Raw genomic sequence first — 22,474 nt, forward strand, 5'->3', positions numbered from 1 at the left:
CAAGGAAGATATTCAGTTCATGAGACTCTTGTCAATCGTCCTGACTGAGTCTCCGGAGCCGCGCGGTGGCGATGGCGAGCCTGACGTCGTCCGGCGGAAGCAGCTTGACCAGCTGTTCCAGCGCTTCGACGTCGTGTTCGCCGGAGTCGGTCTGGGTGAAGGTCCACAGCGCGTTCGCGTCGCCGCGCGACAGGACCGCCGTGCGCACGCCGGTCGCGAGGTCGTCCCGCTCGGCCAGCACGACGGGTGCCTCGGAGCGGCGCAGCAGTGAGCCGCGGTACCTGCTCGTGGCCAGCGGTACGTCGGCGGCCTTGAGCGCCGCCCGTACCGCGAGGAAGTCGGTCTCGACGTCGGCGGTGAGCCGGTACGGCCTGGTCGCGAGCACGTCGGGGCCCAGCTGGGCGCGCAGCCGGTGCAGTTCGGCGCGCACGGTCGTGGGGTTGCCGCGTTCGCCGTAGAGGTGCAGTGCGAGCTGGTCGGCGGTCACCCTGCCCTGCAACGCCAGCGCGCACAGGATCTCCGCGTGCCGCAACGAGAGCGGCACCTCGCGGCCGTCCAGCACGACCTTCGGCTCGGGCAGCAGGAACGACAACGACAGCACGCTGCGCCGCACGTGCCGTTGGCGTGGAATGCGCAGCAGATAGCCGTGGGCGAGCGGTTCGAGCACCGCCTCGCGGCCGTCCGGCAGCTTCACCCGGTCCGTGGAGACGTCGACGCGCGAGGGCAACAGTCCGTACGGCTCGACGGCGACGACGCGGCCTGTTGGGCTGAGCAGCGCGCCGGGCTCACCGCGCAACGCGATCAGGTGCCGCATGTTGCGCGCCCGCAGCTCCTCGTCCTGCGCGTGCATCCGCGCGAGCATCTCCGACTCGGCCAGCCGGGCCGAAGCTGAGACCAGCGCCACCATCGAGGGATGGACGGTCTCGATCGGGCCACTGAGATCGACGACCCCGATCGTGGTGCCCGTGTCAGGGTCGCGGATCGGACTCGCCGCGCAGGTCCAGTGGTGATAGGTCCGCACGAGGTGCTCGGCCGAGTGGACCGTGACGGGGGAGTTCACCGCCAGCGCGGTACCCATCCCGTTCGTCCCCGCCGCACCCTCTGACCAGAGCGTTCCCTCCGCCAGGCCGACGTCCTCGGCGCTGCCGCGGGTGTCCTTGGAACCCTCGCACCACAGGATGTGGCCCTGGGCGTCCGCGACGATCATGATGTGCTTGGCCTCTTCCGCGAAGCCCAGCAGCGTCTCGCGCAACAGCGGCAAAGTCGGGTGCAGCGGATGCCGTTTGCGCAGGTCGGACAGCTCGTCGGCGGCGAACACGGTCGGCGCGGTGTGCAGGTCCGGATCGACGTTCGCGGCGAGTGACCGCTGCCACGATGCAGAAATCACTGAGCGTGGCGAATTCACCGTGCGAGTACCACTCAACACGGCTTCTCTGACGCGACTCAGCAACAGTGCGTGTTGCCCGGGTTCGTGGGTCACTGATCCATCCACGGCTTGCAACGAGCATGCAACGTTCTGCTGCCTACTTTCTCATTTCCCCCACTTCAGCCTACGTGTGGGCCCTCTTCTGGCAGGGAGTCGAGAATGACGCAGTACGCGGCACCGGGGCAGCCCGGCAGCGTGGTCGCGTACCGAGCGAGGTACGACCACTTCATCGGCGGCGACTACGTGCCGCCCGTGGCCGGCGAGTACGCCGAGAACGTCACGCCGGTGACCGGTGAGGTGTTCACCGAGGTCGCTCGTGGCACCGACGCCGACCGCGCCCGTGCACTGCACGCGGCCAGCGGCGCCGCACGCGCGTGGGGGAGCACCACGGCCCGAGAGCGCGCCACCGTGCTGTGCGAGATCGCGGACCGCATCGAGGAGCACGCGACGGAGCTCGCCGTCGCCGAGACGTGGGACAACGGCAAGCCGGTCCGCGAGGCCCTGGTCGCCGACATCCCGCTGCTGATCGAGCTGTTCCGCCAGTTCGCCGCCGTCATCCGCACCGAGGTGGGCGAGGTCGAGCAGCTCAGCCGCAACACCTGCGACTACCGCTCGTTCCAGCCGGTCGGCGTCGTGCACGAACGCGTCTCGTGGACGTTCCCGCTGATGAACGCCTGCCGCGTGCTCGCGCCCGCGTTGGCCGCCGGCAACGCCGTGGTGCTGGAGCCCGCCCTGCAGACGCCGGCCTCGATCCACGTGCTGCTCGGCGTCATCGCCGACCTGCTGCCGCCCGGCGTCGTCAACGTCGTGACCGGCTCCGACGACCATCCTGTGGTGGCCGGGCGCTGCCCGAACATCTTCTTCTCCGACGTGGCCGCGCAGCGTGACAGCTTCCTGGACAAGGCTCTGGAGGGGTTCGCGATGTTCGCGGCCAACCAGGGCGAGATCTCCACTGCGCCGTCGCGCGCGTTGATCCAGACCGCTGTCTACGAGGAGTTTCTGCACCTCGCGACGGTCCGCACGCAGGCGTTGCGGCTGGGCGATCCGCTCGACACGGACACCATGGTCGGCGCTGTCGTGAGTCTTGCGCAACGCGATCGAGTTCTTGCGTACGTGGAGCGCGGCAAGGCCGAGGGTGCGCGGTTGGTTGTCGGTGGCGAGGCTTCGGGCCACTACGTCGAGCCGACGATCTTCGAGGGTGACCACCGGTCTGGCGTGTTCTCGGAGGACGTGCTCGGTCCTGTCGTGTCGGTGACCCGGTTCGACGACCGCGACGACGCGCTGAAGATCGCCAACGAGTCCACCGCCCAGCTCGGCGCCGGCATATGGTGCCGCGACGTCGCGCTCGCGCACAACGTCGGCCAGGAGCTGCGCGCCGAGCGGGTGTGGGTCAACAACTACTACGCGTACCCGGCGAACACCGCAGTGCTCGCCGACTACCGCCGCGTGAAGCACCTGCTGGTCAGCTACTCGGACCGCGGGCAGGGGTATTTCTAGGCGCTACTTCTTCCAGGGCACCTGGGTGCTCGCGTAGAAGTTGATGCCCTGGATCTTCCAGCGTGGTCCCTGCGCGCCCAGGCGCGGGGCGAAGCGGTCCCAGTTGTGGACGCTCGCGGGGGACCAGCCGAGTTCCGCGGCTACCGGGAGCCTGGGGAACGCCATGTACTCGATGTCGGCGGACGTCCTGATGGTCTCGGTCCACAGTGGAGCTTCTATGCCGCGGACGCTGGCTTCCGTGACGCCGTTGAGGTACGCGCCGGGGTTCCAGCTGTAGGCGTCCTTCACCTCCACCAGGCCCGCCCAGTCCAGGCCCAGCTTGGTGTTCTTGTTGTACTTCATGTCCAGGTAGATGCGGTTCGCCGGGGACATGACGATCTTGTTGCCTCGCTGGGCCGCCGCGGCCACGTTGGCGTCGGTCGTGGTGGTGCCCCAGAACTGCGGGATCGCGGTCGTGTCCTTGGTGGTCTTGATGAACTCGTGCCAGCCCGTGGTCGTCTTGCCGTACTTCTTGATGAGCGGCAGGACTCGGTTCATGAACGTCACGTAGTCCGCGTCGGGTGTGCTCAGCGCTTCGTCACCGCCGAGGTGGAAGTACGGGCCCGGGGTGATCGCGGAGACCTCCTTGATGACGTCTTCCACGAACTTGTACGTGATGTCCTTGTTGATGCAGAGGGAGCTGAAGCCGACCTCGGTGCCCGTGTAGAGCGGGCGCTTCTTGCCGTCGCAGTTCAGTTCGGCGTAGCTGGCCTGGGCGGCGTTGGTGTGGCCCGGCATGTCGAACTCCGGGATCACCGTGATGCCCCGGTTCTGTGCGTAGGCGACCAGGTCCTTGTACTCGTCCTGGGTGTAGAAGAGTTTGCCGGTGCGGCCGCCTACCTCCGTGCTGCCGCCGATCTTGGTCAGTTCCGGCCAGCTCTTGATCTCCAGGCGCCAGCCCTGGTCATCGCTCAGGTGCAGGTGGAAGTAGTTGATTTTGAACGCCTGGATCTGGTCGATGTAGCGCTTGACCTGGGCCGGCGTGAAGAAGTGCCTGGAGACGTCGAGCATCGCGCCTCGGTGGTGGTACCTGGGGTGGTCCAGGATGCTGACGCCTGGGACCTGCCACGGGCCCTGTTGTTTGGTCTTCGCCTCGGCCTTGGCCGGCAGCAGCTGGCGGAGGGTGGAGATGCCGTTGAAGTGGCCCTGCACGGAGTTGGCGCGGATGACCACCTGTTTTGGGGTCACGTCCAGTTGGTAGCCCTCTGGGCCCGTCTTCGGGTCTGCGCCGTTGGTCAGGACGATGCCGTCGCCTGTCACGCCGTTCTCGATCGGGAGGGCGTAGCCGGTGGAGGGGCGGAGGATGTTCGCCAGCAGTTCTGCGGGTTTGCGGGCGTCTGCCGAACTCAGTTGGATCTTGGCGGATGGGGAGAGGGTGTAGGTGATGTCCGTGTGGGGCTGCACCTGGACCGGTTGGGGGACCAGCTCTTGCAGGGCGGTGGATTTGGCTGCCTCGGCTGTGTCGGTCACCAGCACTCCTGATCCGGCGATCACCAGCGCCGCTAGTGCGGCCTGCAGTTGTTTTGATTTCACGCCAATCCTCCAGGGCACGGGGGGACCTTTGGCGGCGTTCGGTCACGGTTTCAGGGGTGGGTTGGGGATGTCAAGGTTTAGACCAATTTCCTGTGGGGCTGTGGGTGGGTCACTTTGCGGGCCGCGACCTTGCCGGGTGGTCACTTTGCGGGCTGCGGCCTTGCGGGCAGTCACCTTGCGGGCGACGACCTTGCCGGGTGGTCACCTTGCGTGCGGCGACCGGGCGGGTGGTCGCCTTGCGGGCGGCCGGCTTGCGTTGCGTGCTTTCCCTGGGGGCGCTGCCCCCAGACCCCCGGCAATCTGATCGGGGGAGGGCGCCGTGGGCGGGTTGATGGCACGCCTGTTGCTTTGGGCGGCTGCCTGTTGCGTAGTTGGCTTGCGTTGGCGGTGGGGTCCCGTCACGAGCCGCACCAAGAGCGGGCCACACCTGAGGAGGGGTGTCAAACGGACGAAAAGCGTGTCCGTTTGACACCCCTCCTCAGGTGCAGCAAGAGCTGTGGTGCGGCTCGTGACGGGACCCCACCGCCCCGACCGCGCGGTAGGACGGCTCGCCTTCGGCTTCGCGGGTGGGCGGGCTGCTAGAGGTGTTCCTTGCTTAGCTTGTGCCATAGGGCTGGGAGTGCTGCTTCTGTTTTGTGCGCGAGTTCGACTTCCTGGCCGTACAGGATGCCGAAGGTGAAGCCGTTCTCGTCTCCCCTGCCCAGCTCCAGGAGGACTGGGCGTGCCACTACCGAGTCCTGGTGGTCGCCCAGGAGGGTTTGGACGTCCTTCGCGCGTTTGCGCAGGGCCTTGGCGTGCTTGCCCAGTGCAGGTTCGGCCACTTCTGCCGAGTAGCGGAGGCGTTTGGCTGCTTTGCGGGCCTCGTGCAGGGGTTCGTCGCTGTCGTTGACCTTCAGTGCTTCCTCTACGCGGACGTCCAGGCGGTGGCGGGCCTTTTCCACCAGGCGCGGGAGGACTTCCTTTGCCTTGCCTGAAGCCAGAGGGGTCAGCGGGGGTGCGGTCAGCAGCGTGTCGATGGTGTTGAGGAGGGTGAAGTAGCGCTCGCTGTCCAAGGCGGCGACGGAGTCTTTGTGCGCCTTGGCTTCCAGGGGGGCGAAGTAGCGGGTCATGCGGGCGGAGACGTCGCCCAGGGCCAGTTCTGGTGGGAGGGCGTGCAGGCCGTCTTCGAAGCGCATGCGGAGTACTTCCAGGTCCCGTGAGGTTCCCAGGACTGTGGCCAGCCACTTGAGTTCGTCGGTCAGAGCGCGGGTTTGGTCTCGGTCTACGACCTTGCCGAATGCCTGTAGTGCTGAGCGCATGCGGCGGGTGGCTACTCGCAGCTGGTGGACGGCGTCGTCCTCGTTGCGGCGGACTCGGGGGTCCTGGTTCTGGAGAGCGGCGCGTTGTTCGTAGAGGTAGGCGAGGAGGACTTCGCCTGCCGTGGGCTTCTTGCCCAGGGTGGGGCCCGCGTCTCGCTTCACGCCGATCACCTGGGAGAGCTTGGACTTCGACGAGGACGGGACGATGCCCGCGTCGCCCAGGTGGCGTTCTACCGTGTCGAGGAGCTTGCGATCGCCGCTTTCGCCCAGCTCCACCTCGATTTCTCGCCATGAGGTCGTCGTGGTCGAGGAGCCCATGGTTTGGGCGGTGACCACGTCGTCCACCACCTCGGCGAGCATGTCGCCGCTGTTGTTGGACAGTTGCCAGCGGCGGCGGTTGGTGCGGATTTCGGCCACCGGGGTGAGGTTCTGGCCTCGGGTGTGGGCGCGGACCAGGGAAGAGAGGTCCTTCGGGGGCTTCTTCACGGCTTTGCCCAGGGGGACGCGGAGTTCCTGGCGGGAGTCTTCACCTGCCGGGAGTTTGAGGTGCCAGCCCTCGTCGTTGCCGCCCACGCGCCTGCGCAGGGTCACGCCGGCGCGGGCCAGGCGGTAGTCGTCGGTGTCGAAGTACGTCGCTTCGAGGTCGAACTCTTCCGGGCCGGTCGCGACGCCGGTGATCTCTGTGAGGTCCGGCAGACTCGCGTCCGATGGTGCCTCGTACTTGCGTTCGGTCTCAGTAACGGAGGTCGCCATTTTCTATTAATACCTCGTTTTGTCCCAGTTCACCCAGTGTTGTGACGGTGCGTGAGGGGTGGTTGCCACGGCCGGGCGGAACCGCTCCTCTAATGCGTGTATTCGTCGGGTACCCGCTGTTGCGCGTCCTCAGTGTCCGGTTCGCTGGTCGGGTGCCCACGGAGAAGGAACGGCTTGACGTGGTCGAGCCGCAGGTCGCCACGTTGATCAGTCATGTCGGTCAGCTGTCCGCGGAGCTGGAGCGCGTCACGGCTCGGCTGACTGTGCTGGAACGGCGGTTGTCCGGCGCCGGTGACGGGCTGCTCGTTGATCTCGACGCGGTGTCCGGCGAGGTCGAGCCGCTGGTCGAGGCGTTGCGCAAGGGGTGGGACGCCGAGCAGGAGATCCTCGCTGATCCGGCGCGGGTCGACCTCAGGGCCGAGGTGCTGGAGTTCGACGGGCTCAAAGCTCGCCGCGACGAGGCCAGGTCCAAACTGGACGGTGGGCGGGTGCCCCGGTTCGAGCGGGACGCGCTGTCGCACGAGGTCCGCCAGATGGAATGGCTGATCAACGCGAACGAGGCCAGTGCGCAGCGGGCGGCCGAGCGGCTGGAGGCCGACGAGGACGCCGTCGGGGAGGAGTGGCGCACCGAGGCCGTGCTGGCCGGGGACAAGGCTCGCGGTGAGATCAAGGACGCGGCCGAGCGGCGCATCTCCGAGGCGCTCGGGCAGTACGCGCGCATGCCCGTGTGGTTCCGGGTCGGGCTCGGTGAGATTCCCACGCCGGATCCGTCGTTCTGGCTCGAGTCGGCGATCGCTGTCCTCGCGTACCGGCTGGAGTACGGCGTCACGGACGCGGTCTCGCCGCTCGGGGCGCCGCCGTCCGCCTCGTCCGGGAGCGAGAACTGGGTTCGCCGCACGAACGTCTACGCGGACATCATCGACCGCCTCACGACGTTGGCTGCGACCTTCCACCTGCAGTAGCCTGTTCTGCAACCGACGGGTTGCAGAAGGGGTGTGGCGGTGAGTCAGGTCGACGACGTGCTGGCCGCGCTCGCGGATCCGATGCGACGGCGGGTGCTCGACCTCGTGGCGGCCAAGGGACCCGTGTCGGCGTCGACGCTCGCCGGTGAGCTGCCGGTGAGCCGTCAGGCCATCGTCAAGCACCTGGTCGTCCTGGAGAAGGCCGAGCTGGTGGCGTCCGTTCGCGCCGGCCGGGAGAACAACTTCTCCGTCCGGTCCGGCGCGCTCGACGCCACCGCCACGTGGATGTCGTCGCTCGCCTCCCAGTGGGACCAGCGACTGGCCGCGATCAAGAAGCTCGCTGAAAGTTGAACGCGCCGCCGACCATGGTCGCCAGTACCGGGATCTCCGCTATCGCGTCGCTCGTGCGCGGGTCGTCGCCCAGCACCACGAGGTCCGCCAGCTTGCCCGGCGTGAGGCTGCCCAGGACGTGCTCCTTGCGGCACGCGTAGGCGCTGCCGAGCGTGTACGCGTGGAGCGCCTCCTCGACGGTGATCGCCTCGGCCGGTCCTACCGCGCGGCCGCTGGATGACCGTCGGCGCACCATGAACTCGATGGCGCGCAACGGGGCTCCGTCCGCGACGGGGCGGTCCGAGCTGCCTGCGACGGTGATGCCGTGGTCCAGGAACGAGCGGCCCCGGTACATCCACGGTGCCCGCGTTTCGCCCATGATCTCGCTGTAGTCATCGCCATATGCGTAGAGGAACGTCGGCTGGACCACGGGGACCATGCCCAGGGCCGCGATCCGGCTGAGCTGGTCGGAGCGGACGAGGCCGCAGTGTTCGATGCGGTGCCTCGCGTCGGCCCGTGGGCGTTGGCGTTGGGCTTCTTGGACCGCGTCCAAGGTGAAGTCGATCGCGCGGTCGCCGATCGCGTGGATCGCCAGCTGCCAGCCCGCGTGGTGGCCGTCGATGATCGCCGACCGCATGAACTCCTCGGACTCGGCGAGCCGGCCTGTGTTGTCGCTGCCGAGGTACGGCTCGGACAACGCGGCCGTGCGCGCCATCATGCCGCCGTCGGTCCACAGCTTCAGGGCGCCCAACGACAGCATGTCGTCGCCGAAACCGGTGTGCAGGCCGAGGTCGATCGCGCGCGGGATTCCGTCCGACGGGTCGGCGGTGGCGTCGTGCAGGACGTGGGCGGACACCATGAGCTGTACGCGGATCGGTAGCTGAGCGCGTTGGTACGCGGCCGCTTCGACGGGGCTGCTGGCGATCAGGCCCGCGCCGATGCCTGCCTCCGCGCACATCGTGACGCCTTCGGACAGCACCTGCTGTGCGCTCGTGTGCAGTTCGGTGGTGATCTCGTCGAGGGAGTACGGCAGCCGCAACGTGCGTGCGGCCAGCTGTTCGTTCTCGGTCAGCCAGCCGTCGCTGGTGATCTCCGGAAGTTGTTTGAGCACAACGGAGTTCACGACGCACGCGTGGCCGGACAGGTCGGCGACGTACACCGGTCTGCCGTCGCTGATCCGGTCGAGGTCCAGGGCGGTGAGCGGGACGTCCATGATCCGGCGGTCGTAGCCGGACGCCTCGATCCAGCCCGTGCCGGGAGCGTTGGCGAGGCGGTCGAGGATCTGCGTCACCGTGGTCAGGCCGGTGATGTCGACGGTGCGGCGGCCGTTCCACGCGAGGTGCGTGTGGGCGTCGATGAAACCCGGCAGCACCACCGCGTTGCCGAGGTCGACGGTCTCGGTGGCGGGCAGGTCCTCGACCTGCTCGTCCAGTCCGGCGATCCGGCCCTGCCAGATGCCGATCGTGTGCGCGGCGGGGCGTGCCGGGTCCATCGTGATGGCCCGGCAGCCCGTCAGTTTGAGATCGAGTTTCACGCGGTCGCGAGGACCGGCACAGGAGTGTTGGTCAGCACGGACGCCAGGATCTCACCCGAGCGCACCGCGACGTTGGACAGGAGCGACGACGTGATGCCGTGCGAGTGCTCGGTGCCGCCCTGCAGGTAGATGCCGCCCCGCAACGACGTCTGCACGCGGTAGTCGCGGCCGACGACCAGACGGCCGGCCTCGTTCCGTGCGCACGTCTCGTCCAGTGAACCGAGGACCGGCGCGGCCTCGTCGTAGCCGGTCGCGAGCAGCACGAGGTCGGTGTCGACGAACTCCTGCTCGCCGGTGACGAGCGACTGGATCACCGCACGCGCGCCGTCCGCCGACTCCTCGACCGCGACGAGCCGGGTCATCTTCATCATCTTCAGGCGCTCGGTGCCCAGCACCTTCTCCTGGTACTCGGTGCGGTAGAGCTGCGCGATGAGGTCGACGTCGACCACGGAGTAGTTGGTGTTGCGGTGGTAGTCCATCAACCGCTGCTTCACGGCGTCCGGGGCGTCGTAGTAGTGGTCGACGGCCTCGGGGTCGAAGATCCGGTTCGCGAACGAGCTGTCGTCCGCGGGGCTGTAGCCGTAGCGGGAGAACACCGAGCACACCTCGGTGCCGGGGAACTCGCGGTGCAGGTACGCCACGGCCTCCGCGGCGCTCTGCCCTGCGCCCACGACGACGCAGCGCTCGGGGTTCTTCAGCGAGCCGACGCGGTGCAGGAACTCGCTGTTGTGCCACACGCGATCCGACAGCGTGATGCCCTCGGGCACGGTCGGGCGCAGTCCGGTCGCGAAGACGAGGTTGCGGGCGTGGTACACGTCACCCGTGGCCGTTGTCACCTCGAACAGGTCGTCCTGAATCGCTTCCACGCCAACGGCTTCGGTGCCGTAGGCGACCAGGTCGTCGACCTGCGCGGCGGCCCACTCGAAGTAGTCGTGGAACTCGACGCGCAGCGGGAACAGGTTCTTGTGGTTGACGAAGTCGATCAGCCGGCCGCGGTCCTGGAGGTAGCAGAGGAACGAGAAGCGGCTGGTCGGGTTCCGCATGGTGACCAGGTCCTTGAGGAACGACACCTGCATGGTGGCGTCGTCCAGGAGCATGCCCCGATGCCAGCCGAACGCCTGCTGGCGTTCCAGGAACACCGCGGTGACAGGGGTTTCGGCCTGCTCGTTGTGCTCGGTCAGAGCGATGGCGAGCGCCAGGTTCGAGGGACCGAACCCGATACCGACGATGTCGTAGATCGGATGCATGAGCACCGAACTTAGGGCAGCCTAAGCTATCTGCGCAAGCTGTCAGTTAGGTTAGCCTGACCGTATCGCACCTAAGTGAAGGAGGGCACCCCCATGAGGGTCGTCATGTTCGGGTTCCAGACCTGGGGTCATCGCACCCTGCAGGCACTTTTGGCGTCCGAGCACGAGGTCGTCCTGGTGGTGACCCACCCCAAGGGTGAGGGCGCGTACGAGAAGGTCTGGAGCGATTCGGTCGAGGAGCTGGCCCGCGAGAACGGCGTCGAGGTGCTCGTCCGCGAACGCCCGGAGGACCAGGAGCTGCTCGACGCGCTCAAGGCCGCCGAGCCGGACGTGATCGTCGCCTGCAACTGGCGGACCTGGATCCCGCCGCAGGTCTTCGCGCTGCCCAAGCACGGCACGTTGAACGTGCACGACTCGCTGCTGCCGAAGTACGCGGGCTTCTCGCCGTTGATCTGGGCGCTTCTCAACGACGAGAAGGAAGTCGGCGTGACGGCGCACATGATGGACGACACGCTCGACGCCGGTGACATCGTGCTTCAGCGCTCGGTTCCGGTCGGCCCGCGCGACACGACCGCGATCCTCTTCGAGAAGACGCTGGAGCTGTTCGGCCCGATCACGGTCGACGGTCTCGCCGAGATCGCGTCCGGCCGCACCGACTTCCAGAAGCAGGACCGTTCGCAGGCCTCGTTCTTCCACAAGCGCGCCGAGGAAGACCTGCGCATCGACTTCACCTGGACCGCGGAGGAGCTGGATCGCCTGGTGCGTGCGCAGTGCGCGCCGTACCCGAGCGCGTACTGCTTCCACCGCGGCCAGCGCCTGGAGATCATCGAGGCCGACGTGTCCGCGGAGGTCTACGGCGGAACTCCCGGCCGGATCTTCTACCGCGAGGGCGACGGCGTGACGATCGTCGCGGGCGCCGAGGCAAGGCGCGGCAAGAGCAAGGCATTGCTGGTCAAGAAGGTTCGTACCGCCGATGGCACCGAGCTCAAGGCGCACGAGTACTTCAAGCACATGGGCGGCTACCTGACCTCGCGTCCGTAGTCCCGACACGCGGATCACGGGCCGGGTGACCGGTCCGTGATCGGCATGGTCGATCATTGCCGCATGAATCGCGCGGCGGTGACGTCACTGGTGGTCTTCGTGCTGCTCGTGGCAGTGGGCTGGTACCTCACGAATCTCCAGTCGTCCCAGGAGAATCCGCCCAACACCCCCGCGCCCGTTCCGACCGGTTCGCCGGACCTCGCCGCGTTGAAGATCGCGCCCGAGAGCAAGATGGCCGGCTACAGCCGCGACCGCTTCCCGCACTGGGCCTCGCAGGGAAATTCCTGTGACACCAGGGAGATCGTGCTCCAGAAGCAGGGCACCGACGTGAAGACGGACAAGGACTGCAAGGCGGTCTCCGGCACCTGGAACAGCGCCTACGACGGCGTGGTGATCAAGGAGGCCGGCGAGGTCGACATCGACCACACCGTGCCGCTCGCGGAAGCCTGGCGCTCCGGCGCCGACAAGTGGACCGACGACGAGCGCAAGGCGTTCGCCAACGACCTGGGCGGCATCCAGCTGCTGGCGGTGACCGCGAAGTCCAACCGCTCCAAGGGCGACCAGGACCCGGCGAAGTGGAAGCCGCCGGTCACGGCCTACGGGTGCACGTACGCGCAGCACTGGATCTCGGTGAAGATCAGCTACAAGCTGACCGTCGACCAGGCCGAGTACGACGCGTTGGCCGTGCTGCTCAAGACCTGTTAGTTCGGCCAGAAACCGGGGTTCCGGGTCGGCGTGAACCCGATGAGCCTGCTCTGGATCTTCCCGGTGAGCAGGTCGTGGAGGAACGCGGTCGTCGGTCCGTCGTAGCTCTCCCACTCGGAGAACTCGGCGTCGCACCAGGTGATCGTCCACTGGTCCGGGTCGTCCGTGCCGGTGCGCCAGAACAGGGTGCACCGCCCGGCCTTGCCCCACGGGACCAGATCGTCCACTTCCCTGGTCTCGTAGATGTCGCTGAAGAAGACGTCGAGCGACTCCTCGTCGTCAACGGGCGAGGTCACCTCGACGACGTGATCGAAGACGCCACTGCCGAAGGCCGACAGCAGTTCCTTGTAGTCGCCGGGAAACGCGAACCCCACGTGCTCCTCGGCGTCGCCCCAGGACAACTCGGGCTCACGCTTCGGCTCCCACCTGAGCAACCGGACGAGGTCCGCGCTTCTCGACAACTTCTTCCCCCTGGTACGTGCCGACGACACGGCCCGACCCCCCAGACGGGCCGCGTCGTCCGCTGTTCCCCCTACCCGACCTGAACGGACTCGAACAGGCCGGACAGCTTCCAGTGCGTCACGTACCCCATGGCCTCGGCCGCGATCAGCACGTCGAGCTTCCCGAGGTTCGTGCGCGCCGGCATCTGGTACGCCTTGCCGCGCCGCACGTCGAGCACCATCGGGATGGCGCCGGGCAGCGTGTCCGCGACGGTGTGCTGCAGGATCCGCAGCCCGACGTTCGCCGCCTCCCTGGTCAGCGGCAGTTCCTTGGTGTGCACGAGCACCGCGTAGGTCGTGCCGTCCTTCTTGCGCAGCCCCAGGTGCGGCCGCACCTTCAAGGTCAGTTCGCCGGCGCGGTAGGTGGCGCCCTCCACCGGCACCCCCGTCGCCTTGAACGCCGTCAGCCAGGGCAGGAAGCCGTCGGCGATCTCCTCGAACGCCCGCGGCTGGCCCGTGCGGTTGGCGTTCATGACCGCCTTCTTGAGCTCGATCTCCGGCTCCGTCGAGTTGACCGCTCGTCGCATGGCGTCGCGGATCGGGTTGTAGAACCCGCACACCCTGGTATCGGAGGCCAGGTACATCCCCCGCTGTTCCGACACGATGTTGATGCGTCCACGCTGACCGCTCATGACGTACTCGGTGAACGACAGTGCGGTGACGCTGACGTTGTTGTCCGGCAACGTTTTCTCCCCTCGTACCGCGAGCTTCACCTGACGTTATCCGAGGGGTCTGACAAAAACGGCGCTACTCCGAACGGCGTAGTCGTTACTTAGCGTCGAACAATCACTCGAGTAGGTGACACGCAGAGTTGCGACCTAGGTCGCAATCGGTAAACGGACGGTGACGGACCGGCGACCGATCGCGGGGATGACCGTTCGTCTGCCGTTCGCCGACGCTCACCCAACGCTCACCGCACGACAAGCAGAAGTAACACTCTGTAGAAGATCAACTCGGGAGAATGGGTTCATCAGGAGGAATCATGGCGAGGGAGCACGATGGCGGTAAAGGCGGAGCGTTCACCCGATAGAGCGGGTGACGTGGAGGTTCCGCAGCCGCGGCAGCCGGTGAGGTGGCTGACCCACCCCGGCACCTGGCCGCACGCGGTGCAGGTGACGGTCATCCTCGTGCTGATCGCACTGCTGCTGTGGGCCATCGCCGTCACGCTCGGTCCTGACCAGGCCTTCATCGTCGGCTCCGCGGGCGTCGCGGCCAAGCTGATCTGCATGTACCTAGACACCCGCGTGCGCAACTAACGGCCGTAGCGCTCCGCCGACCTGGCCTTCGCCTTGGCCGCCTCGACCTCACGGTCCTTCGGCGGCGCGGTGGTCACCAGTGCGTCGAGCAGTTCCCGCGTCGCCGCCGCCACGGCCGCGACTGCCTGGTCGAACGCGGCCTGGTTCGCCGCCGACGGTTTTGCCGCCCCGCTCACCTTCCGCACGTACTGCACGGCCGCGGCCTGCACCTCGTCGGAGGTCGCCGGCGGTTCGAAGTTGTGGAGCACCCGGATGTTTCGGCACATGACTCCACTATGACCTGTTGGGCGGCGCCGCGCGGGTGTGGATGCGTTCCCCCTGCTTGCCGAACAGGCTGATGAGCTCCGCGGGCCGCCCGTCGGCGCTGCTCAGCGCGTGCGGCTGGCGGCAGTCGAACTCGGCCACCTCGCCCGCCCGCAGCACGACCTCCTTGTCGCCGATCCGCAGCCGGACCTGCCCGCTCAGCACGTAGAACCACTCGTAGCCCTCGTGCACGCGCGGTTCGTGCAGCTCGGCGTCGGAAAGGATCATCTTCCACGCCTGCAGTGGTCCGATCGACCTGGTCAGCGGGATGCCGATGCGGCCGTGGTCGAGTTCGCGCGGCTTCATCTGCACGCGTGGATCACCCACCTCCGGCGCGCCGACCAGGTCGTCCAGGGTCACCTGGTAGGTCCGCGACAACGGCAGCAGCAGCTCCAGCGTCGGTTTGCGCTGATCGGTCTCCAGCCGCGACAGCGTCGACTTCGAGATGCCCGTCATCTCGGACAGCGACGCCAGCGTCAGCTCGTGCTCGGCCCGCAGCGCGGCGAGCCGTTGCCCCACGGTTGTTGCCATAACAGCAACTTACTTTGCCAAAACTGGACTGTCGACCGCACTGTTGGCGCATGACATTCGAAGTGGTGATCATTGGTGGGGGAGCGGCCGGGTTGAGCGCCGCTCTGATGCTGACCAGGGCGCGCCGCAGCGTGCTCGTGGTCGACGGTGCCGAGCCGCGCAACGCGCCGGCCGCGCACATGCACAACTACCTCTCTCGCGACGGCCTCTCGCCGTTGGAGCTGCTCAAGCACGGACGGGCCGAGGTAGAGGGCTACGGCGGAGAGATCGTCAACGACGACGTGCGAGGCGTGACCAGGACCGACGACGGGTTCGCGGTCGAGCTCAACGAGCGCACGGTGCACGCCCAGCGCCTGCTGTTCGCGACCGGCCTGGTCGACGAGGTGCCGGACAACCTGCGCGAACGCTGGGGCCGTGACGTCTTCGGCTGCCCGTACTGCCACGGCTACGAGGTCCGCGACCAGAAGCTCGCGGTGTTCGGCGAGGAGATGAAGGTGAAGCTGGTCCGGCAGTGGTCGGACGACGTCACCCACGTGCCGTCGGTCGACGCCATCGAGGTGGAGGACGACCGGCTGGTCGCGGTGATCTCCGGCTCGGAACGCATCCCGGCCGACGCGCTCGTGTACTCCGCACCGGTCAAACCGCGCGACGAGTTCCTGCTCGCGTTGGGTGCCGAGACCGAGGAGACCATGGCTGGTCCGTTCGTGCGCACGGACTCAAAGGGCCGCACGAGCGTGCCCGGCGCCTACGCGGCGGGCAACGTCACGGACCCGACGGCCATCGTGATCGTCGCCGCCGCGCAGGGAGCCCAGGCGGCCGGAATGATCAACATGGACCTGCTGGGCCTCATGCCGACGGCAGGCTGATCCGGAACGTCGAGCCCTCGCCGAGCGTGCTCGTCACCGACACCGAACCGCCGTGCGCCTCCACCAGGTGTCGTGTGATCGCGAGCCCGAGGCCGCTGCCACCCGTGCGGCGGCTGCGGGACTTGTCCGCGCGCCAGAACCTGTCGAACACGTGCGGCACGTCGTCCGGCGCGATGCCGGTACCGGTGTCCGTGACCTCCAGGATCGCCTGGTCCTGCCACTGGAACAGCTTCACGACGACCTCGCCGCCCGGCGGGGTGTAGCGCACGGCGTTCGCGACGAGGTTGCCGAGCGCCTGCCGCAGCCGCACCGGATCCGCGCTGATGTGCACCGGTGTGGTCTCGGCGCGCAGCAGGATCTCGCGGTTCTGCTGCGCGTTGACGACCTGGTCCACGACGTCGTCGAGCGCGATCGGTTCCGGGTGGAGCCTGAGCGTGCCCGCGTCGGCCTGGGCGAGGTCGTGCAGGTCGTCCACGAGTCGTTGCAGCAGAAGGGACTCCTCCAGCAGCATGTCGATCAGGTGCGGGTCGGGTTCGGCCAGCCCGTCCTGCGTCGCCTCCAGCCAGCCGGTGATGTTGCCCAACGGCGTGCGCAGCTCGTGCGCGACGTCGCTGACCATGGCCTGCCGCTGGCGTTCGGTCTCGGCGAGCTTCTCGGACATGGCGTTGAACGACTTGGCCAGCTCGCCGATCTCGCCCGCGCCACCGTCGACCCGCGCCGTCCGGTCGCCTTCGGCCGTGCGCTTCGTGGCGGCGGTGAGTGCGCGGATCGGCCGCACGAGCTGCGTCGCCGTGACCCACGAGGCGAAGCCGGCGATCGCGAGGATTCCCAGCGCCACCAACATGATCCGGGTGGTACCGGTCGTCGACAGGTCGATCGGCTGCGGCTCGTCACCGGTCGGTGAGGTGAGGAACATCTGCGCCGGAGGGGCGACGTACGACTTCAACATCTCGCGCCGCGCGGTGTCCATGCACTGCACCACGTCGGTCGACGTGCCGGCGATCACCAGGTAGTCCCAGTCGAGCGTGACCCTGCCGGGTGCCTTGGCCGGAATCTGCCCGTTGCCCGGCAACGTCTTCAGGCAGTCCAGGAAGTACGGCTGCAGCTCCTCGTAGGCCTTCTGCTCGGTCGCCGTCATCGTGTAGAGGTAGTCGCCCGCGGGGCAGTCCTCCCACAGCGAGAAGTGGCCGGGTTCCAGGCTCGTGACCCGTGGCCGGCCGTTCGGGTACTCCACGATCTCGACCCGGCCGTTGCACTCGAGCAGCTGATCGGCGTAGGAGCGCAACTTGCGGGTCTCGTCGTCGGAGAGCTTGAAGGGTCCGACCGCGTGCGGGTCGACCTTTCCGTTGAGGTTCAACGGGTCGATCAGCGCCTTGGGCGTGACGGGCAGTGGCGGCGCGTTCTCGGTGCCGGTGTCCAGCAGCTTCCTGCCGTTGCCGTCGGTCAGGGCGATGCGGCGGTTGTACGTCTTCGCCACGCCCTCCACTGTGGACTTCGCAGCACTCCAGTCCTTGTGCGTGGCCGCGTACTTGACCATCTCGTCGTAGATCTGGGCGTCCGTCTCGAGCGCCTCGCCCTGCTCCTGCCGGATCGCGCCGGTCGTCGCCTGCGACGCCAGCCACGCCGTGACGGCGATCGAACAGGCCGCGATCACCAGGGAGAACAGGAAGAACCGGACGAGGAGGCTTTTCATACGAGCTTGTATCCGATGCCGTAGACGGTGAGAAGTCGTTCCGGCCGGCGCGAGTCCTGCTCGATCTTGCGGCGCAGCTTCATCATGTGCACGTCGACCGTGCGTGCGGTGATGAACCCGTCCTCCAGCAACTGCTCGCGCGTGAACACCCGTTGCGGCTGCGCGGCCATCTTCGCCAGCAACCGGAACTCGGCGGGCGTGAGGCTCACCAGCTCGTCCTTGATGCGCACTTCGTGCCGGATCGGATCGACGGTCAGATCGCCGACCTTGAGCACCGTGGCGTTCGTCTCTCGCGTACGGCCGGTGCGCCGCAGGATCGTCCGCACGCGCGCGACCATCTGCCGTGGCCGGAACGGTTTGGTGATGTAGTCGTCCGCGCCCAGGTCGAAGCCGAGCAGCACGTCATCCTCAGTGGACCGCGCCGTGAGCAGCACGATCGGCACGTCCGACTCGGTCCGGATGGCGCGCATCACGTCGATGCCGTCGACCAGCGGCATCATCACGTCCAGCACCAGCAGGTCCGGGTTGCGGCGCCGCGTCTCGTCGATCGCCGCCCGTCCGTCGTGGACGACCACCACGGAATGCCCGTCGTGCTCCAGGTACCGGCGGACGAGTTCAGCCTGGTGAACGTTGTCCTCGGCGACGAGAATGTGGGCACACACAGCGCGAAGTATGCAGCCCTTCACGACAGTCAAGCGGGACGTAAACAGGTTCTTCATCAGTTCCGGCGAGCGTTGCCGTCATGAAGGTGCACCTGGCTCTGGCGGCTGTCGGGTTGACGGCGATCCTCCTGACGACGACGCAGCTGGCAGGAGAGACGTCCCCCGCGGCCGCTCCCACCACGCCGTCGACCGTCACGCCAGTGGAGGCCCCTTCCTCGCAGGCCCCGCCACCGCCACCGCCGCCCCGCGTCTACGCGTCCAGCTCGGACCTGCCCGACGGCCCCGAGTTCCCGGTGTCCGGCGCGGGCACGTTCCACGAGGTCCCGGGCAACGGTCCGGTGGTCGGCACGGGCCCGTTGCGGACCTACGCCGTCGAGATCGAGAACGGCATCACCGTCGACGAGCAGGCCTTCTCGGCGTTCGTGGACGCCACCCTCGGCGACCCGCGTGGCTGGACCGCACGCGGCGCGCGTTCGGTGCGGCGCGTGTCCGGTGCGGCCTCGGTGCGCGTCCGGCTGACGTCCCAGCAGACCGCCCGCGACGTCTGCGGCTACGAGATCCCGGTCGACGTCTCGTGCCGCGACGGCAACCTCGTGTTCCTCAGCGCCGCCCGCTGGATCCGCGGCGCCGTCGCGTTCCTGCCGGACCTGAACACCTACCGGACGTACATGGTCAACCACGAGGTCGGGCACGCGTTCGGGCAGGGCCACCAGCCGTGCGGCGTCGCCGGCGGCCCGGCGCCGGTGATGATGCAGCAGACGTTCAGCGTGTCCAACGACGAGATCGTCCGCATCACCAACGGCGTCTCTCAGGGCGCGTTCATCCCGCAGGACGGGAAGGTGTGCGCGCCGAACGGGTGGCCGTATCCATGACCTTCGTGGCCATCACCGTGGTCTCGCCCTCGACCGAGAACACCGGCTCGACCCGTTCGAAGACCTATCTGAGCTCGGTGACGACGTCGGCGCCGGTGAACCCCGCGATCACCCGGTGGGCCGCGCGCATGAACCTCGTGGTCGCCGCGTTCCTCGCGCAGGCCGTGGTCGAACCGCGCCTGGGGGAGTCGTTGCGGCGGGGCAACACCGAGATGGTCGCCTGGCTGGCGGGGACGATCACCGCGGTGCGCCCCGGCGGTGATCCCGAGCGCGACGCCATGGCGCTGCTGGCGTTCGCTGCCGAGGGCCTGGTGGACCACCAACTCGCGCGTGTGCTCACTCGTGGTTGATGTCCGTCTCCATAACCTGACGGCATGGACGTGGACACGAGGCTGCTGAGATATTTCGCCGCCATCGCCGAGGAGGGCAACCTCACGCGCGCGGCGCACCGGCTCTTCGTGTCACAACCATCGCTGACCAAGCAACTCAAGCACCTGGAGTCGCAACTGGGCGTGCGGCTGTTCACGCGCTCCAGCACCGGGATGAAGCTGACCGAGGCGGGCCATGCCCTCGCCGCGCGCGTACCGCCGGTGCTCGCGGGCTGGGAGGCGGCGGTGAGCGGGACCCGCAGTGCCGGCCGTGTGCTGCGCGTCGGTTTCCTGGCCAGCGCGGCGAACTACGCGATGCAGGACATCGTCGCCGCGTTCGGCAGGCTTCACCCAGGCTGGCGAGTCGACCTGAGGCAGGCGCCGTGGTCGGATCCGACTGCGGGTCTCGCGGCGGCGGAGGTACCGGTTGCCTTGCTGCGACTGCCCCTTCCCGGCGACGAGACGTTCGGCGTGCGGACGTTGTTCAGCGAATCTCGTTGCGTGGCACTACCTTCCGCGCATCCGCTGGCCGGGCGTGCCTCGATCGCGTTCCGCGAACTGTGGGACGACCCGGTCATCGTCGCCCCCTCGTTGAAGGGGAACTGGCGCGAGCACTGGCTGGCGTTGTCCGAAAGGGACGGTCGTGAGGTTCGCGTCGGTGCCGTGGCGGATCACCCCGACGAGTTCCTCGGCGCGATCGCCGGCGGTTACGGCGTCGCGCTGGTTCCCGCGTCCACGGCCCACTTCTACGCACGCCCCGACATCGCCTACGTGCCGGTGACGGGCGTGAGTCCCAGTGAAGTGGCCGTGGCGTGGCTGCCGGACGCCGGTGAGGCCGTCGCGGACTTCGTCCAGTGCTGCCTCGACGTCACGCGCTCTCGGCGCACCGGCTGCGGCACGTGCTCGGGCTGAAACCGTGCACCCGCTTGAACGCGGCGCTGAACCCGAACGCGTCCGCATACCCGACCTTGCGCGCCACCGAGGCCACCGTCGCCGACGACTCGGCCAGCAGATCAGCCGCCAGAGCCATGCGCCACTCCGTCAGGTACGTCAGCGGCGGCACCCCGACGAGCTTCGCGAACCTGCCGGCCAGCGTCGTCCGCGCCACCCCGGCCTCCTTGGCCAGCAGGGCGAGCGTCCACGCCCGTTCGGGCTTCGCGTGCATCGCCTTGAGGACCGGCCCGACCACCGCGTCCGCCTGCGCCCCCAGCCACCCGTCGCCGTGCTCGCGGTCGAACCACTCCTTGAGCGCACACACCATCAGCCAGTCGAGCAACCGATCCGCGACCACACTCGGCCCGTCCATGCCGATGCCGGCGTAGAACTCCGCGCACCCGTCCTCTCCCGGCGCCACCAACGCGTCCGGCAACACCGACGTGAGCCGCCGCGCCACAGCCGTGTTGACCTCGTACGTCCCGCTCACCACCGACGCACGCCCTTGCGCCGCAACGGACTCCTGCACCACAAGGATGTCCCCGGCCTTGGCGGTCTGCCCGTGCACGCTGATCTCACCCGACGCCACCGCGTACAACGTGAGCCCAGGCAACACCCGCGTTCCGTCGATCTCGGTCCGGCGCACCCCAGCACCATCCGCGCGCACCCCGCGCAGCAGTTCGTCGAACGGCTCCATGCCGTCCACGATACGTCCCGAACGATCGAACATCATCGATGAACTCTCGCCCATGTCCTCTGCTCTTGTGACCGGGTTGGCTTCAGGTCATGACAGAGATCCTGGTCCTGGGCGCAACCGGCAAGACGGGCCGCCGCGTGGTCCGCACCCTCGAAGCCGCCGGTCTGACGCCCCGCAAGGCCTCCCGTGCCACCGGCTTCGACTGGAACGACCCGTCGACCTGGAAACCGTTCCTGCACGGCGCCACCGCCACCTACCTGATCGCCCCGGAAGACCCGACCCTCGCCGCCCAGTTCACCGAACTGGCGGCGGCCTCCGGCGTCCGCCGCCTCGTCCTGCTCTCCGGCCGCGGCCTCGACAAGACCCCACCGGATGTCTTCCAGAGCATGCACGCCGCCGAGAAGGCGGTCCGCGCGAGCGACTTCACCTGGACCGTCCTGCGAGCCAACAACTTCAACCAGAACTTCTCCGAGGAGATCTGGCAGCCCGAAATCCAGGCAGGCCGCCTCTCCCTGCCCGTGGACGACACCCCGGAACCGTTCGTGGACGTCCAGGACATCGCCGAGGTAGCCGCCCTGGCCCTGACCACCGACGACCACCAGGGCCAGACCTACGACCTCACCGGCCCGGAAGGAATCACCTTCGCGGCCGCCGTGTCCAAGATCGCCGCAGCCACCGGCCGCCCGATCGAACTGGTGAAACTCACCCCGGCCGAATACCGCGAAGCCCTGCTCTCCCAAGGAGCCCCGGAAGAGGTCGCCACCGAGCTGAACGGCATGTTCGAGAGCATGCGGGCAGGCGTGCTGGCCACCCCGACGGACGACATCTCGCGCCTGCTGGGCCGCCCCGCCACCAGCTTCGACGCCTACGTCTCCGAAACCTGGCGCTGACGAGGCAACAACAGGTGCACGGCAAACCCGGCAGCCGTGGCCATCACCGCCTGGTAGACGACCGACACCTGGTACCCGGCCCCCACCAGGAACGCCGCGTCCAGCCCGGTCGTCCACCAGCCGGCCAGCTCACCGAGCCCCAGCACGTGCCACCCGAAGAACCCGGCACACCACCCGGCAACGACCCAGGCCGCCTGCCCACCCCGCCGCACGAAGAGAACGGTCGACACCGCGGCTACGGCGTTGAAGGCGAGGGCGATGCCGGTCAGCGTCGCGTCGGCGCTCCACACCAGGCTTGCCACCGTTTGCATCACGAGCACGCCGACGACCAGCCCAATGCCCAACCGCGTCTTGTCCACGGCCTGATTATTCAGCCGAGCATCCACGGCCGTGTGTCGGACACGGAGAGACGGACGCTCGTTCCTTTGTTGCTGCATATGGCGGCTGATTGTGCGACGTTTGGTTGAAATCGTCTTTAGGTGGGTCTTGGGGACATCACCGCAGGTGCGGTGCGCATGGCAATGGCAGAGCACGACCA

General features: G+C 67.9%; 24 protein-coding genes. 11 read left to right on the top strand and 13 right to left on the bottom strand.

The features are described from left to right. Positions 1-31: 31 nt before the first annotated feature. Positions 32-1,387, bottom strand: a complete 1,356-nt coding sequence (locus BM417_RS25360) for a GAF domain-containing protein (protein WP_245822152.1) — start codon at positions 1,385-1,387, stop codon at positions 32-34. A 198-nt stretch (positions 1,388-1,585) separates the two neighbouring features. On the opposite strand from BM417_RS25360, the gene BM417_RS25365 reads away from it, so the two are divergent. After that, on the top strand, positions 1,586-2,923 hold the full coding sequence (locus tag BM417_RS25365; protein WP_093599155.1) for an aldehyde dehydrogenase family protein: 1,338 nt from the start codon (positions 1,586-1,588) through the stop codon (positions 2,921-2,923). Positions 2,924-2,926: 3 nt separating this feature from the next. On the opposite strand, the gene BM417_RS25370 is transcribed toward BM417_RS25365, so the two are convergent. Together BM417_RS25370 and BM417_RS25375 are read right to left on the bottom strand one after the other, a co-directional pair. Beyond that, entirely contained in the window at positions 2,927-4,495 is a 1,569-nt protein-coding gene (locus tag BM417_RS25370; protein ID WP_245822153.1) for a beta-N-acetylhexosaminidase, read from the bottom strand. Positions 4,496-5,073: 578 nt separating this feature from the next. Beyond that, positions 5,074-6,546, bottom strand: a complete 1,473-nt coding sequence (locus BM417_RS25375) for a CYTH and CHAD domain-containing protein (RefSeq protein ID WP_093599158.1) — start codon at positions 6,544-6,546, stop codon at positions 5,074-5,076. Positions 6,547-6,698: 152 nt separating this feature from the next. On the opposite strand from BM417_RS25375, the gene BM417_RS25380 reads away from it, so the two are divergent. Both BM417_RS25380 and BM417_RS25385 read left to right on the top strand, forming a co-directional pair. Next, positions 6,699-7,508, top strand: coding sequence for a hypothetical protein (locus tag BM417_RS25380; protein ID WP_093599416.1), 810 nt, complete (start codon positions 6,699-6,701; stop codon positions 7,506-7,508). A gap of 39 nt (positions 7,509-7,547) precedes the next feature. Beyond that, positions 7,548-7,859, top strand: a complete 312-nt coding sequence (locus BM417_RS25385; protein ID WP_245822154.1) for an ArsR/SmtB family transcription factor — start codon at positions 7,548-7,550, stop codon at positions 7,857-7,859. Here the strand turns inward: BM417_RS25385 and BM417_RS25390 are convergent. After that, positions 7,837-9,372 carry an amidohydrolase gene (locus BM417_RS25390; RefSeq protein ID WP_218164553.1) on the bottom strand — a complete coding sequence of 512 codons (1,536 nt, stop codon included), beginning with the start codon at positions 9,370-9,372 and terminating at the stop codon, positions 7,837-7,839. The genes BM417_RS25385 and BM417_RS25390 overlap by 23 nt on opposite strands. Beyond that, on the bottom strand, positions 9,369-10,619 hold the full coding sequence (locus tag BM417_RS25395) for a lysine N(6)-hydroxylase/L-ornithine N(5)-oxygenase family protein (RefSeq protein WP_093599422.1): 1,251 nt from the start codon (positions 10,617-10,619) through the stop codon (positions 9,369-9,371). The genes BM417_RS25390 and BM417_RS25395 overlap by 4 nt, the downstream gene beginning before the upstream one ends. A gap of 93 nt (positions 10,620-10,712) precedes the next feature. Here BM417_RS25395 and BM417_RS25400 point away from each other — a divergent pair, with 93 nt between their 5' ends. Further along, complete coding sequence (locus BM417_RS25400) at positions 10,713-11,660, top strand: methionyl-tRNA formyltransferase (RefSeq protein WP_093599164.1); 948 nt, start codon at positions 10,713-10,715, stop codon at positions 11,658-11,660. Between the two features lie 63 nt (positions 11,661-11,723). Continuing rightward, positions 11,724-12,365 carry an HNH endonuclease family protein gene (locus tag BM417_RS25405; protein ID WP_093599167.1) on the top strand — a complete coding sequence of 214 codons (642 nt, stop codon included), beginning with the start codon at positions 11,724-11,726 and terminating at the stop codon, positions 12,363-12,365. Here BM417_RS25405 and BM417_RS25410 read toward each other — a convergent pair. Together BM417_RS25410 and BM417_RS25415 are read right to left on the bottom strand one after the other, a co-directional pair. Further along, the gene (locus BM417_RS25410) at positions 12,362-12,826 is read right to left on the bottom strand and encodes an SMI1/KNR4 family protein (protein ID WP_093599170.1); all 465 of its coding nucleotides are present in this window, start codon (positions 12,824-12,826) and stop codon (positions 12,362-12,364) included. The genes BM417_RS25405 and BM417_RS25410 overlap by 4 nt on opposite strands. Before the next feature lie 71 nt (positions 12,827-12,897). Further along, a complete protein-coding gene (locus BM417_RS25415; protein ID WP_245822155.1) occupies positions 12,898-13,578 on the bottom strand; it encodes a hypothetical protein in 681 nt (226 codons plus the stop codon). A gap of 327 nt (positions 13,579-13,905) precedes the next feature. On the opposite strand from BM417_RS25415, the gene BM417_RS25420 reads away from it, so the two are divergent. Then, positions 13,906-14,121, top strand: a complete 216-nt coding sequence (locus tag BM417_RS25420; protein WP_093599173.1) for a hypothetical protein — start codon at positions 13,906-13,908, stop codon at positions 14,119-14,121. Here the strand turns inward: BM417_RS25420 and BM417_RS25425 are convergent. After that, positions 14,118-14,387, bottom strand: a complete 270-nt coding sequence (locus tag BM417_RS25425; protein WP_093599176.1) for a DUF2277 domain-containing protein — start codon at positions 14,385-14,387, stop codon at positions 14,118-14,120. The genes BM417_RS25420 and BM417_RS25425 overlap by 4 nt on opposite strands. Before the next feature lie 7 nt (positions 14,388-14,394). Then, positions 14,395-14,955: a helix-turn-helix domain-containing protein gene (locus tag BM417_RS25430; RefSeq protein ID WP_093599179.1), complete on the bottom strand. Its 561-nt coding sequence runs from the start codon at positions 14,953-14,955 to the stop codon at positions 14,395-14,397. A 50-nt stretch (positions 14,956-15,005) separates the two neighbouring features. Here BM417_RS25430 and BM417_RS25435 point away from each other — a divergent pair, with 50 nt between their 5' ends. Next, a complete protein-coding gene (locus BM417_RS25435; RefSeq protein ID WP_093599182.1) occupies positions 15,006-15,821 on the top strand; it encodes an NAD(P)/FAD-dependent oxidoreductase in 816 nt (271 codons plus the stop codon). Here BM417_RS25435 and BM417_RS25440 read toward each other — a convergent pair. Together BM417_RS25440 and BM417_RS25445 are read right to left on the bottom strand one after the other, a co-directional pair. Next, positions 15,802-17,514: a sensor histidine kinase gene (locus tag BM417_RS25440; protein WP_093599185.1), complete on the bottom strand. Its 1,713-nt coding sequence runs from the start codon at positions 17,512-17,514 to the stop codon at positions 15,802-15,804. The genes BM417_RS25435 and BM417_RS25440 overlap by 20 nt on opposite strands. Beyond that, a complete protein-coding gene (locus tag BM417_RS25445; RefSeq protein WP_093599188.1) occupies positions 17,511-18,176 on the bottom strand; it encodes a response regulator transcription factor in 666 nt (221 codons plus the stop codon). The genes BM417_RS25440 and BM417_RS25445 overlap by 4 nt, the downstream gene beginning before the upstream one ends. An 80-nt stretch (positions 18,177-18,256) precedes the next feature. Here BM417_RS25445 and BM417_RS25450 point away from each other — a divergent pair, with 80 nt between their 5' ends. From BM417_RS25450 to BM417_RS25460, 3 genes are read left to right on the top strand one after another with little or no spacing between them, the layout of a single operon-like run. Continuing rightward, positions 18,257-19,048: a DUF3152 domain-containing protein gene (locus BM417_RS25450; protein ID WP_093599191.1), complete on the top strand. Its 792-nt coding sequence runs from the start codon at positions 18,257-18,259 to the stop codon at positions 19,046-19,048. Beyond that, a complete protein-coding gene (locus BM417_RS25455; protein ID WP_093599194.1) occupies positions 19,045-19,398 on the top strand; it encodes a TetR family transcriptional regulator C-terminal domain-containing protein in 354 nt (117 codons plus the stop codon). Before BM417_RS25450 ends, BM417_RS25455 begins: the two co-directional genes overlap by 4 nt. Positions 19,399-19,422: 24 nt before the next feature. Next, on the top strand, positions 19,423-20,328 hold the full coding sequence (locus tag BM417_RS25460) for a LysR family transcriptional regulator (protein ID WP_093599197.1): 906 nt from the start codon (positions 19,423-19,425) through the stop codon (positions 20,326-20,328). Here the strand turns inward: BM417_RS25460 and BM417_RS25465 are convergent. After that, positions 20,285-21,046: an AraC family transcriptional regulator gene (locus BM417_RS25465; RefSeq protein ID WP_093599428.1), complete on the bottom strand. Its 762-nt coding sequence runs from the start codon at positions 21,044-21,046 to the stop codon at positions 20,285-20,287. The genes BM417_RS25460 and BM417_RS25465 overlap by 44 nt on opposite strands. Positions 21,047-21,135: 89 nt before the next feature. On the opposite strand from BM417_RS25465, the gene BM417_RS25470 reads away from it, so the two are divergent. Next, the gene (locus BM417_RS25470) at positions 21,136-21,936 is read left to right on the top strand and encodes an NAD(P)H-binding protein (protein WP_093599200.1); all 801 of its coding nucleotides are present in this window, start codon (positions 21,136-21,138) and stop codon (positions 21,934-21,936) included. On the opposite strand, the gene BM417_RS25475 is transcribed toward BM417_RS25470, so the two are convergent. Then, the gene (locus BM417_RS25475; protein WP_143138796.1) at positions 21,912-22,295 is read right to left on the bottom strand and encodes a hypothetical protein; all 384 of its coding nucleotides are present in this window, start codon (positions 22,293-22,295) and stop codon (positions 21,912-21,914) included. The genes BM417_RS25470 and BM417_RS25475 overlap by 25 nt on opposite strands. Positions 22,296-22,474 lie beyond the last annotated feature (179 nt).

Source organism: Lentzea waywayandensis, assembly GCF_900115955.1.
GTDB classification, from domain to species: Bacteria; Actinomycetota; Actinomycetes; order Mycobacteriales; family Pseudonocardiaceae; genus Lentzea; species Lentzea waywayandensis.